The organism is Dehalobacter sp. TeCB1, assembly GCF_001707455.1.
Classification (GTDB): Bacteria; Bacillota; Desulfitobacteriia; order Desulfitobacteriales; family Syntrophobotulaceae; genus Dehalobacter; species Dehalobacter restrictus.
This window is the reverse complement of the sequence record NZ_MCHF01000055.1, coordinates 1-12,006: the sequence shown is the minus strand read 5'-3', so window position 1 is coordinate 12,006 and position 12,006 is coordinate 1. Positions and strand designations below refer to the sequence as shown.

13 protein-coding genes, 1 tRNA gene and 1 riboswitch are annotated in these 12,006 nt (G+C 44.8%); of the genes, 2 read left to right on the top strand and 12 right to left on the bottom strand.

The genetic code is table 11. The features are described 5' to 3' along the window. Positions 1–163 precede the first annotated feature (163 nt). The 4 genes from abc-f to A7D23_RS11585 all read right to left on the bottom strand — a co-directional run bounded on the left by abc-f (position 164) and on the right by A7D23_RS11585 (position 4,435). Complete coding sequence (gene abc-f / locus A7D23_RS11600) at positions 164–1,642, bottom strand: ribosomal protection-like ABC-F family protein (RefSeq protein WP_025205355.1); 1,479 nt, start codon at positions 1,640–1,642, stop codon at positions 164–166. 406 nt (positions 1,643–2,048) lie between these two features. Beyond that, the gene (locus A7D23_RS11595) at positions 2,049–2,966 is read right to left on the bottom strand and encodes a SufD family Fe-S cluster assembly protein (protein ID WP_019225485.1); all 918 of its coding nucleotides are present in this window, start codon (positions 2,964–2,966) and stop codon (positions 2,049–2,051) included. Further along, a complete protein-coding gene (locus tag A7D23_RS11590; protein WP_019225484.1) occupies positions 2,960–3,709 on the bottom strand; it encodes an ATP-binding cassette domain-containing protein in 750 nt (249 codons plus the stop codon). Before A7D23_RS11590 ends, A7D23_RS11595 begins: the two co-directional genes overlap by 7 nt. 195 nt (positions 3,710–3,904) lie before the next feature. After that, positions 3,905–4,435, bottom strand: a complete 531-nt coding sequence (locus A7D23_RS11585) for a DUF2284 domain-containing protein (RefSeq protein ID WP_019225483.1) — start codon at positions 4,433–4,435, stop codon at positions 3,905–3,907. Positions 4,436–4,650: 215 nt separating this feature from the next. On the opposite strand from A7D23_RS11585, the gene A7D23_RS11580 reads away from it, so the two are divergent. Beyond that, positions 4,651–5,385: a DUF3102 domain-containing protein gene (locus tag A7D23_RS11580; RefSeq protein ID WP_019225482.1), complete on the top strand. Its 735-nt coding sequence runs from the start codon at positions 4,651–4,653 to the stop codon at positions 5,383–5,385. A gap of 115 nt (positions 5,386–5,500) precedes the next feature. Here the strand turns inward: A7D23_RS11580 and A7D23_RS11575 are convergent, their stop codons facing one another. From A7D23_RS11575 to A7D23_RS11565, 3 genes are all read right to left on the bottom strand, one after another. Beyond that, positions 5,501–5,692 carry a hypothetical protein gene (locus tag A7D23_RS11575; protein WP_019225481.1) on the bottom strand — a complete coding sequence of 64 codons (192 nt, stop codon included), beginning with the start codon at positions 5,690–5,692 and terminating at the stop codon, positions 5,501–5,503. Between the two features lie 128 nt (positions 5,693–5,820). Beyond that, positions 5,821–5,897 (bottom strand) — tRNA-Val (locus A7D23_RS11570). An 80-nt stretch (positions 5,898–5,977) separates the two neighbouring features. Beyond that, the gene (locus tag A7D23_RS11565) at positions 5,978–6,607 is read right to left on the bottom strand and encodes a site-2 protease family protein (RefSeq protein WP_019225480.1); all 630 of its coding nucleotides are present in this window, start codon (positions 6,605–6,607) and stop codon (positions 5,978–5,980) included. A gap of 184 nt (positions 6,608–6,791) precedes the next feature. Here A7D23_RS11565 and A7D23_RS11560 point away from each other — a divergent pair, with 184 nt between their 5' ends. Then, complete coding sequence (locus A7D23_RS11560; protein WP_019225479.1) at positions 6,792–7,139, top strand: cupin domain-containing protein; 348 nt, start codon at positions 6,792–6,794, stop codon at positions 7,137–7,139. 105 nt (positions 7,140–7,244) lie between these two features. On the opposite strand, the gene A7D23_RS11555 is transcribed toward A7D23_RS11560, so the two are convergent. The 5 genes from A7D23_RS11555 to A7D23_RS11535 form a co-directional block, all read right to left on the bottom strand. Then, positions 7,245–8,825: a carbohydrate-binding domain-containing protein gene (locus A7D23_RS11555; RefSeq protein WP_019225478.1), complete on the bottom strand. Its 1,581-nt coding sequence runs from the start codon at positions 8,823–8,825 to the stop codon at positions 7,245–7,247. Between the two features lie 245 nt (positions 8,826–9,070). Further along, on the bottom strand, positions 9,071–9,958 hold the full coding sequence (locus A7D23_RS11550) for a cation diffusion facilitator family transporter (protein WP_019225477.1): 888 nt from the start codon (positions 9,956–9,958) through the stop codon (positions 9,071–9,073). A gap of 171 nt (positions 9,959–10,129) precedes the next feature. Next, positions 10,130–10,229: riboswitch (NiCo riboswitch) on the bottom strand. 90 nt (positions 10,230–10,319) lie between these two features. Then, on the bottom strand, positions 10,320–10,748 hold the full coding sequence (locus A7D23_RS11545) for a hypothetical protein (RefSeq protein ID WP_242871521.1): 429 nt from the start codon (positions 10,746–10,748) through the stop codon (positions 10,320–10,322). Then, complete coding sequence (locus tag A7D23_RS11540; protein WP_019225475.1) at positions 10,726–11,670, bottom strand: phosphodiester glycosidase family protein; 945 nt, start codon at positions 11,668–11,670, stop codon at positions 10,726–10,728. The genes A7D23_RS11545 and A7D23_RS11540 overlap by 23 nt, the downstream gene beginning before the upstream one ends. Before the next feature lie 100 nt (positions 11,671–11,770). Continuing rightward, positions 11,771–12,006, bottom strand: a 236-nt coding sequence (locus A7D23_RS11535; RefSeq protein WP_141690673.1) for a cation transporting ATPase C-terminal domain-containing protein, incomplete at its 5' end; no start/stop codon positions are given.

Genomic DNA, 12,006 nt, shown 5'->3' with positions numbered 1-12,006 from the left:
GACAAATTTATACTCCGCATCAAATAATTTATAGCTTTCCATGATACCTCCGAAGGTTTATCTCAATAGACCCTACTTGTAAGTCTATTCCAATAGACCTCATTTGTCAACAGAAAATCCGCGGTGCTTCAGGACCCTGAAAATTTTGTTCGAGGGCAACCGATCAAAGCCTGATATATTTTGTTGCCACTGATTGCACAAACGCACTGTCATGCTCCACAAACAGCAAGGTCGGCCGGCATCTTACAATGAGGTCCTCAATCTGCATCCGGGACAGAACGTCAATATAGTTCAGTGGTTCATCCCAGATATACAGATGGGCCTGCTCGCAGAGACTTTTGGCCAGGAGCACCTTTTTCTTCTGCCCTGCGCTGAACATACGCATATCTTTTTCGAACTGAACGCCTGATAAATCGAGCTTGTGCAGAATGGTCAGAAAACGGCTTTCCTCGATCTGGTACTGCTCGGCAAAACTGTGCAGGCTGCCCTGCAAGTAAGCGGTGTCCTGCGAAATATAGGAGATTTTTAGATTGCTTCCGATACTTAGTTTGCCGCTGTAAGTCAGCTCTTCTCCAGTCAGCAGCTTTAAAACACTGGATTTACCGCACCCGTTGCGGCCGCTTAAGGCCACGCGCTCTCCTCTCTCTACGGTAAAATGGACATTCTCGCAGACATTCCTGTCCGCATAATAGATTGCCAGGTCAGACAATTCCACGAGTGTATTTTTCGGGTGTGAAAGGGGTTTCATACTCAGGCTGTCGGCCAGCTCAATATTTTTTAAAAGTTTTTCTTTCGTCTGGATGTTCTTTTGCAGCCGAGTTTCGATCACTTTGGACCGTTTCATCATTTTTGCCGCCTGGTGGCCGATATAGCCTTTATCCGGCTTGATGCCGGAGTTCAGTGTTCCCTTCTTGGTTTTCTCAATTTTATCCGACCAGCCGGCCGTCCGCCTGGCTGCTGCCGATAATTGTTTGATCTCTTTCTGCAGCCTGTCATTCTCCGCTGTCTCAAACGAATCCGTTCTCTCTTTATTGATCCACCACTTTGAAAAATTACCTTTTTGAAGTTCAATATTGGTTTTATTGATGGTCAGGATATGGTCGATACAACGGTCCAGAAAAACCCTGTCATGCGAAACCAGGATGAAGCCGGTTTTCCTGTTCAGATATTTCCCGACAACGCGCCTGCCCTCTATGTCCAGATGGTTGGTCGGTTCATCGATCAAAAGAAAGTTGTTGGGTTTAATAAACAGTGCCGCAAGCAAAACCTTGGTCTGCTCCCCCTGGCTTAAGGCTGCAAAAGGCCGCTCCATGACATCCTCTGCAACTTCGAGCAATGACAATTCTTTCTGAAGTTCCCAATGTTCAAAATCAGGACAGATACCCGCCACTACCTCAATGACATTTTGACTGGGATCGGTAACCTGAAAAGGAAAATAATCAAAAGACACGGGGGAGTCAATTGTCCCACGATACTCGTATTTCCCGCACAGCAGCTGCAAAAAGGTCGTTTTACCGCGCCCGTTTCGGCCTGTGAACCCAAGCTTCCAGTCCGTATCAATCTGAAAAGATACATTTTCAAAGATATTGTCATAACTGCCGTCATAGCAAAACGTTAAATGGTCGATGTTAATCAACGCCATCACGATCACCTCACTGTTAAAAATAATAAGGCTGCAAGAAAGTTTATTCTTGCAGCCCCAAAATATCCTTGAACGCAGTTGATGTGCAGAAAAAATGTCAATATAATGCACATTCCAAATGCTGTTGGTTTAATTTTGATTGCTTAAAAAATTGTAACTTTCTTGCTTTGCGGGCTTACCGCTCCTTGACATCCTTGGCACCGCGGCATTAGCCCATCCGTGGGCGTCACAAAGCCAGCAGTACTTGCTGCTTACTCTGGAACGCTCTTTTAACTTCACGTTTAGCAAGAAAGTTTGCGCATTTTCCCATCTCCGATCAAATTTATCTATTAATGAAAAACTTCAAATTGCCCTATTAATAGATTACTTAACCCTAATATTATATCAGATAACCCTATCATTGATATTAGGCCAAAAAACCTTGCAGAATCATATCTTCAGCCTCTTTTTCCGTGAGACCAAGCGTCATCAGCTTGATCAGCTGATCGTTTGCAATCCTGCCGATAGCCGCCTCATGGATCAGCTGCGCATCCGAATGGAAGGCCGAAATCTCCGGAATGGAAGAAACTTTCGCTTGATCCATAATAATCGAATCACATTGAATATGTCCGCGGCATTGGGCATAGCCGCGCATATTCAAATGAAAAACTTGGGTGGAATGATCCTGCGCCACGGAACGCGAAATGATCTGGGCGGCAGCATCTTCTCCTGTCAGCTCAACTGTAATATTGGATTCGGCATTCTGGTTGGTGGTAGTCAGCAGTCTTTCCATGACAATCAAACGCGCGTTCTTGTGCAGGCGCACTTCCGTATCCCTTTTGGTCTGGTCGACGCCTCTAATCTGAACCATTTCCAGCTCAGCCACACCGCCCTCTTCGACTTCAATAATCGTCTTCGGATTCAAAATCCTTTCCCCGCTGCCATCGCCTTCGCCGTAGTGTTTTTCTACATACTTCATCTTGGCACCCTTGCGGACAAAAAATTCGTGAACGCCGTCATGCTGGGCTTTCTTGCTTCCCGGGTTATGAATACCGCAGCCGGCTACAATCAGAACGTCCGAGTCGGCGCCGATTTCAAATGTATTGTAAACGAGGTCATCCATCCCTTCAGACAGAATAACCGGAATATGCACGCTTTCTCCTTTGGTTCCGGGTTTCACAATGATATCAATGCCGGGCTTGTCCTGCTTGGTAATAATATCAATGTTTGCAGTCGTATTTCGTCCCGCTTTCTCGCCATTTTTACGGATATTATAGGCTCCATGCGGGATTTCATGCAAATCAGCGACTTCAGCTAAGATTTTTTTATCGATCGCATTCAACATTGTGCTTTTCCTCCTACAATGGTACAGTTGTTTCTGCATTCGCAGTTGGAATCCAGCAGCTCGATTTCACCCAGAATTTTAGCCTTGGTGGTCACTTCGCTGATTTTTCCGTCGGACACTAAAACAACCTGGTCGGCCAGACGGAGAATCCTCTCCTGGTGAGAGATAATCACGATCGTCGTGTCATACTTTTTATTTAAATTTTGGAACGTCTCGGTCAGCTTCTGGAAGCTCCACAGGTCAATCCCTGCTTCCGGTTCATCAAAGACAGCCACTTTCAGGTTGCGCGCCAAAATACTGGCAATTTCAACTCTCTTTAATTCCCCGCCCGAAAAGCTCGCATTAATTTCCCTATCCAAATAATCCTGCGCACATAAACCCACATCATAAAGCAAATCACAGGAATTCACCTCTTTATCCGGACCGGCAGCCAGCTTCAAAATATCGCGGACTTTCATTCCTTTGAAACGGGGCGGTGACTGAAACGCATAGCCGATACCCAGCCGTGCTCTTTCCGTAATTCCCATACCGGTAATATCGGTACCATCCAAAAGTATTTTTCCTGCCGTAGGCTGGTAAATACCCATAATCACTTTGGCGATCGAGGATTTTCCTCCCCCGTTCGGACCTGTCATGACGTAAATCTTTTTCTTATCCAGGGTGAGACTGATGTTCTCAAGGATTTCTACATCTGTTCCCTTGTCATCGTCTAACGTCAGGCCGACATTTATCAGTTCCAACATCTCAATACCACCTTTTAAGCATTTTCCAATTTGAAAATGGTTGCAACATCTTCCATCATTATCTCTGATAGATATTTCTCCGGATATTATAGCATCCCAAATAAAATAAAGGAAATCCCAGTATCCTTTAAATTCATAATTACTTTGTTAACGCCCCAAAAAACAATTAACTGCTATTGAGGGCAACTATCTTCCTTAATGGTTATAAAGTACAAGCGAAAAAAAGCCGACTTTTCCCATTCCTGCGTTATACGTCATCTTCTGGTCCATGGACATCCGGACGACATCAATCCCGTTGCCTTCCATCGAATATTGCTTTTTGTCCGGGAAGCGGCAGGGTTCTCCGTCAAGAGCCGAGCATTTCTCACACAATGTACAGGGACCTGCCCCCAAAATCAGAACATCTTCCGCAGCAAATTCTTTCCGCAGCGCTTTGTTCAAATTGCCCAGAATCCCCATCGACTCCATCATATCATCTCCGGAGAGGATCGAGATGATTTTACAGAGAATAAAAGCCTGATCATATTTCCGGACCCTGGCTTTCCTTTCCTCCTCCGTCCCTGCTCCGGGCGGGCAAGCATGGTTCTTGCCAAAATTGCCGCAGGTATTTCTGGCGCACTGATTGAATACATCCTGTGAAAAAACAATGTTATCAACTTTAATTTCTCTGTATTCGTCAAATCCCAATTTGGTGAAGGCTTCGATTAACCGCTCTCTAAGATCCATTTTCTTCAGCCCCTTTTTTATTTTTGGCACGCAGGAAGCTTGGAACCCTACATATGGAATACTATACAAACTGATCAATTAATTCAAGGGCAAAAGGAGGGATAAAACACGCTAATCCCGCCAGATCGGGGCTGAAACCCTCACACTTGTCTGGGGACCGGAATATTTTATAGCGTTATCTGTAAAATATCATCGGTTAAGAGAGTGAAACCAGAATGAATGTTGAATTATCTACCCGGACACCGGCGCAAATCGCGGCCGAGATTAACTTAATTAAAAGCCGGACCGACAAAATCATGCTCCAGAACTGCGTTCAAATCGGCACCTGCCTGACGGAGGCCAAGGCAGCGGTTCCCTATGGGGAGTGGGGAAAGTGGCTGAAAGAAGAGGTCAGCTATTCCCAGCGGACAGCCGAGCACCTGATGCGGATCTGCAAGGAATTCGGGCCTAGACCCGCCTCCCCCGGCGGAGACTTGCCAGATTCGAATCCGGATTCGAATCTTAGTTTTTCCCAGGCGGTCATCCTTCTGGGGATTCCGACGGAAGAGCGGGAGGAATTTATGGCCTGTCATGATGTTGAAAATATGAGCAAACGGGAACTTAAGGAGGCTGTTCAAGAAAAGAAACAAAGCGTGGAACTGGTCCCGATCGTAAGAGTATCCAGAAAGCTGAGAAAAATACAGCCTCAGACCGTGCAGCCAACCACCGGAACTTACGCCGAAAGCGCAAAATACGACGAACAATTTGCCCTGCACCGTGACAACATGCTCAGCGCCTATAATGAACTACTAAAAATACTCGTTGCCCAAAGCAGAGTAGACACGGTGCGAAAAGAAGTCAACCGGAAAAAGGCCTTGGAGATTGCGGCCAACATGGTTAAGACGCTGCAAGAATATCCGCCCGCGATTAGAACGAATTTAGATATTAAAAAGGATAACCCGGCAAACTGAATGCCCGCTATATATCCCGGTTTTGCTGTACGGCATATTCGGGATGACCTACCAACCCAAAAGTTGCGCTTATGCCTCTCAGAGTTTTTTGAGGCAAAAAAAACTAAAGAGCTATTTATAAAGCCTTTAGTTCTGTAATATCCTCAGTATTTTTCGCCGTTGCTGAAATCAATGTATCAAGTTTCCGGTGAATTTCTTTGTGTTCTGTTTGGTTTTTCTTTTCCATTGCTTCCAGTTTATCATCAATAGAATTGATTCTATTATCAATGGATGATAATTTTTCTAGGATAATATCAAGTTTATCCATTAGAAAGTATCTCCTTTGTTATAAGTATAAATGGATCGGAGTCTTAGGCATTTTAAATATATTTTGGTAACTTTCCCAATCCCTAATATCTCTCAAGTAAGTTTATGGTATTTAGAATAACTTTAAAATGGTGGGTTTGATAGGATTCGAACCTACGACCCCCGCGATGTGAACACGGTGCTCTAACCGGCTGAGCTACAAACCCACAATGGCATGCACATGGTTTATTATAGCGCTATTATCTGAGAAATGCTACCCTAAAAGCTCTAAAAAGAACAATCTGTATCAAAGCAAAGGACTGATTAGAAACTTATAGACATACTCAATCGGCGGCCCGATCACGATATTGATCACATTTGTAATAATCAAAATCAGTAAGATAAACGTACTCATCTGATAAATTTGGCTGTACAGACTGCTGTCTTTCAAACCGAGCAAACCAAAGACAACATGGGAACCGTCGAGCGGCGGGATTGGCAGAAGGTTAAAGACAAACAAGACGACATTCATCCAGACCGCATTAACAAAGATACTTTGAAGAATATTTAAAGTATTGCTATCGAGGATGCTTTCCGGAATATAACTGATGGCCCATATCAGGATCACGAAACATACTGCAAGCAACAAGTTCATCACCGGTCCGGCCAGGGATACCAGAATGTCATCTCTTTTTCTGTTTTTAAAATTGCTGGTGTCAACCTGAACAGGCTTAGCCCAGCCAAAATGGGCGATGACCAGCATCAGAAATCCAATAATGTCAATATGAACCAACGGGTTAAGCGACGTCCTGCCCTGCAGTCTGGGCGTATCATCACCCAACCACACTGCGGTCTGGGCGTGGGCAAACTCATGAAAGGTAAGACCAATAATGATTCCGGGTAACATATAAAGGGTTTGAACAATATCAAAATCCATGCTTTACTTCCTTTCGGGTAATTTGTTCTCTTAACTTTTGAGAGGTCGCCACATCAAGGGGATAAAATTCTATAATCCTAATAATACATAATTCCAGCCCATTTGACAAAGGAATACTTCAGATACAATATAAGATACAGGGTAAAGCTTAAGAATATGTGAATAAAGAAAGGAAGTGATCCTTATGGAAAAACATTTTCTTAAAAACATTGATTTTGGTAAAGTTCTGGATATGGCTTCTTTGGTAGATTACCAGAACGGTCAGGTCGTCAGCAGAACGCTGGCCCAGAGCAAAGCCTTAAGTCTGACACTTTTTGCGTTTGATCTGGGAGAAGAGATCAGCTCCCACTCCTCTGGCGGAGATGCGATGGTCTACATCCTTGATGGCAGCGCCCGGATCACGATCGGATCTCAGGACTATGTGCTGGAAAAAGGCCAGACCATCGTCATGCCTGCAGCTATCCCGCACGCAATATTTGCTGCCGCGAAATTCAAAATGCTACTGATCGTTGTATTCAATATTGACTCATAATAGACTTTGCTTACACAAGAACCCCCCTGCAATCGGGAGGTTTCTTGCTTCTGGTGATCTTCGGTTCAATATTCTATCTACGCTATCAGCTAATCTGTAACCTTCCTATCGTTTGAAGGCTCTGCCGCCCATTCCTCCGCTATAGGAACCGACACGCGTAACCTTCTCGGAAATCGCAACCTCTTCGTAGCGTGTTCCAGGCGTATAGGTTCCCCCTGAATAGAGACCGTTTACCGATGTGCCTGATGAACTTCCTCCATAATAAATCTTATAGGTTGTGCCTTTGGTTAATTCCGATGAACATACGACCAGGTTCCGGAACATTTTGGTCGGCGCGAAAGTAAGCACTTCTTTACCATCTGCATTTTCGATCCTGATGATCGTACCGGCCTGCTGATCAGACGGCAGGTTAATGTTCAAAGCATAGAGGGATGAATTCGTATCCGGAGCCTCTGCCATGCCTGCGCTGCCTGCCGCTACCAGGAACCCGCCGGTTACGGTGAATGATCCGGTATAATCCAGAGCACCGTTACCGTTGTCCGTTGGTCCGTTGACAATGATCTTTCCATCGGTCATGGTGACCGATCCGTTGATATCAATCCCATCACCGCCTGAATCAACAACGATGGTACCACCATTGATGCTCATACTGCAGTCACCCGAAGACGCAAAATCATTTTGACCCGGCCGGCCATTCACTGAGGAAGAATCTGTACCTCCTGCACCGTTGATACCATCGTCGCTTGACTTCACGTTCACATCCCCGCCATGGATATTGATCACAGCACTTTCAATTCCTTCATAAGATTTCGCAATCGTAACCTCTCCGGCGTAAATATCCAGCGTTGCATCAGAATGCATCCCGTCATCACCGGCTGTAATATTAATTGTTCCTGCTTCAATCAGAATAAAGCCTTTAGCAGCATCCGCATCATTAGAAGATTTGAACCCGTCATCTCCGGCGTTCACCGTGATATTGCCATCTTTAACGGTAAGAAAGTCACGGCCAATGATCCCGTTATTCACAGCATCCACGGAAATGTTGCCGCTCACGATTCTGAGTTCATCTTTGCTCGTTATGCCATTTTTGAAGTTGGCTTTGACATTTAATGATCCGCTGCCATTAATCGTCAGGTCACTTTTACTGAAGATCACTGCATCCGGTTCCTCTGCTTTAGGATCCGAGTAAGTGTAGGATGAGCCGTCCTTCAGCGTATTTTTCGTACCGTCTGCCAGGGTAATGACAGTCTTCTCAGATTTCAGCACATAAATAGGTGCACTGGTTGAACAGGTCATATCGACACCATTCAGGATCAGTCTGACGGTATTCTTGTCCTCAGTGTAGACGATAATCTGAGCGTCGGCAATTGCACCGCTGATAACATACGTACCTGCAGATAGAATGGTTACAACATTATCGACAACGCTAACTCCGTTTCCCTCTGTCTTCATGGAGTCCCCTGAAAAAGTAATATGCGAGGCCTGGGTATCATCCCATTGTGCATTGGTATCTTCGTCGTCATAATCAACGGAGATACGGTCCTCAGTACTGTCCCCGGCGACGCCGGAGCTGTCCGATTCCGCTGTATTCTGTGAAGAACAAGCTGTTAACGTTAAAAGGAATATGCACAATATAGCAATCATGCCAATGGAAACTATTTTTTTCTTGGGGGGCTTAGGGCCCATTAATCTTCATCCTTTCCAGGAATCTTTTTTTGTGATTGTACAACAGGTTTGTGACCATGAGGTGTAGGCAATGTGACAAAATGATGAAAACATTCAACAAACAACAATTAAAAGCCGGTTCAGATCGAACCGGCCTTATACTAGGTATCCTATACTATTGTAATTCTGTTTCATCTGTCCATTGTCACAAAAAAGTTCTCATAACGGATTTATCATGCTGTCTTGTGGCAGTTTTACGCATATTTTTATTCGTCTATCTCTTTATCTTTCTGATCTTGATAAGGGTCAAGATGGATATTCACGCGGGTATTTTTCAACTTGTCACTCATGTCCTTTTTCAGGGTTCCAATAATATCATGCGCTTCTTTGACGGTAACGTTGTGATCGATCGTAATGTGAAAATCGATGTGTTTCATATTTCCTGATTTTCTTGTTTTAAGCTTGTGATAATCTCTGAATTGATGACTGTGCTCAGAAATAATCTTTTCAATCTCAGCTTCTTCTTCATCAGAGAGCTTCGAGTCGAGAAGAAAGTTAAAGGCTGTTTTGCATAAGTGAAACGCTTCTTTGATGATCAACAAAGCCACAATGACCGCGACAACGGAGTCCAGTATGGCAAGTCCGGTAAGTTTAATCAGCAGGATTCCAACGCCGACGCCTAACGACGTATAAACATCGGTTTTCAGGTGAAGCGCATCTGCTTCCAGGGCCATCGATCCCTCTTCTTTGCCCACCTGATATAATTTTTTTGATACAACCAGATTGACAAGCGCCGATACCAGCATCACCCCGATGGCAACAGCCGCCTGTTCAATCTCCGAAGGCTCAAATATTTTCTTAATAGCTTCAATAATAATCAGTGCCGCTGCAACAAAAATTAGAAGCCCTTCGACAAGGCCCGAAATATTTTCGATCTTTCCATGTCCGTAGGGATGATCCTTATCCGCCGGCTTCGTTGACTGTCTCACCGAGAAAAAGGCGACAATCGATGCGGCAAGGTCCATACTTGAGTGGATCGCCTCGGAAATAATACTGACGGAACCGCTCAAAATGCCTGCTATGACCTTAAATATGATCAGCGCAGTATTCGAAATAATGGATAACAATGCAAACTTGACTCTTCTGTCAGCCACAGCTTTTCTTCCTCCCAAAATCACCAAAAATATCAATTTCTTAAAATTACCTAATACCTTGTTAACCCTAAAATTACAATATAATGACGAGCAGATTTCTTGTAAGACAAGGCAAATAATTGAGGAATCCCTTCTTATATAAAAAAACTGTGGAACTATAATTGTTGGAAATATAGTCCCACAGGGTTTGTCTCCTGCTGCCAGTATACCGGCCCAGCCTTATACACCTAAATCAAGTGTCGTGTGTATCGGCCTGATCGATGCGCAGTATTCTTTGATAAATCAAGAATTAGTATATTTGAAAACAACCTCTACTGTCAATATCGTTTTGCCTAAAACTTGAGATAGCTCTGCCTAAAATTTAGGATAGCTTCCTGCTTTTAAATACCATTGCAATCAAGTACCCCAATCCTGCTGCCGTTCCGGCCCAGCCGGCCACTTGGAACAGCTGAACGTAGCCGGATGCAGTCCCGGCAATATCGAGTATCCCCTTCAGCAGACTGCCCACGGTTAATACCGCAATGCCGGAATTATAGATATTGTAGAACAAACGGTAGTTTCTCCGGTCGCTGATCCGGGAAACGATCAGCCCCAGCGTAAAGTAGAACAATGCGCCGCCCAGAAGCGGATACAGAAACATCAGGGTCATTGCCGCCGAACGAACCCCATGACCGAACTGTGCATAGATATTCGCCACAGCGATGGATACCGCTGTGAGTATCAGATAGACAATTACTGTTTTACGGATCTGCCGTGATCCTTCCGTACTATTCATTACCGATATAGACAATGTCGCTCACCTCTCTCTGCTGAGAACTCCTGCCATCGGTCGGATGATTGACGATTTCTCCATTAAAGTACATGGTCGAAGAGCCTCCTCCATCCAAATTATACGCGACCGTACATCCTCTTTCGGCAAACTCCTGCGCAAGCTCCAGCAAGGAAAGTCCTGCGCTCTCTTCCGTCCGGCCGTCAGCGACAATTACGATGTAATGCAGACCGGAGACCTGACCGATCGCGGTCCTCGGATTGCTGTTTTTGGACTGGGATACCTCAGTGGTACTGTCTACCACGATTTCTCCATTTTCGATCAGGGTCGGTCCAAATGAAAGTACCTGCCAGGGATTTGTCAGGGAATCGGCACTGACCGCATTTTCATTAATAATTGAGAAATCCCCGTGGCCGTCAATCACCAAGGCTTCATCGTTTCCAGCCTGACGGGCCGTATCCCTGTACAAGACACCATTGCGTAAAACATAACCGTTATTTCTAAATCCATAGTAGTCGCCATTGATCGCAAAGATTGCCTGATGTTCTTCGGCCATATCCGAGGTTGTTTCCTTGAGATTGCGCCCAAAGCTGTTTTCGGCCAGCGCTGTTTTCAGGTAAGACGCATTGCTGAGCCGGATATCGGCGACATAAAAGGTTGTGTCATACGCTTGCACTGTGTCAATCGTTATTTTGATATTTTTATCCTGATAAGAATGATCGGTAACTGCAGCTTCAGTCTCTGACCCGGACTCGGGCGGATCCTCTGCTGCACTTTGCTTCTCAGAGGCTGTATTTTGCTGTTCGGTAGCCTCACGCTGCTTGACTTCAGTCACGTTCTTTGGAATTACAAAGGTGTCCAACAGAACAAAAACAAAAGAAAATGTCAGTAAAACAGCTAAGACGGCTGCCCAACGGTAGGGTTTGAATAGGGATTTTTTCATGTTGCCAATGAACACTCCTGTCTTCTGTCATCGATTTCTGTTTTATATTAAATGACCCATGTGACAGTTTGATGAACTATTGATGAGCATTCATTGAATATTATGTTCTTTTCCAGCGTTTAAACCCTTTGACAACCTCATACCAGCCAACAGATACGACGGCCAAAGCGGCAGCCAGGATAAGCTGTTTCCAGGACAACGGCGCGAGCTTCAATAAGTGATTCAGCGGCGTATAGATAATAAGAAGCAATCCTGCTAGGGTCCCAATATTTACCATCCACATGACCTTATCTCTGATTAGTTTCGCAAAAGACCGAAAAGCAGAATCCGTATTGG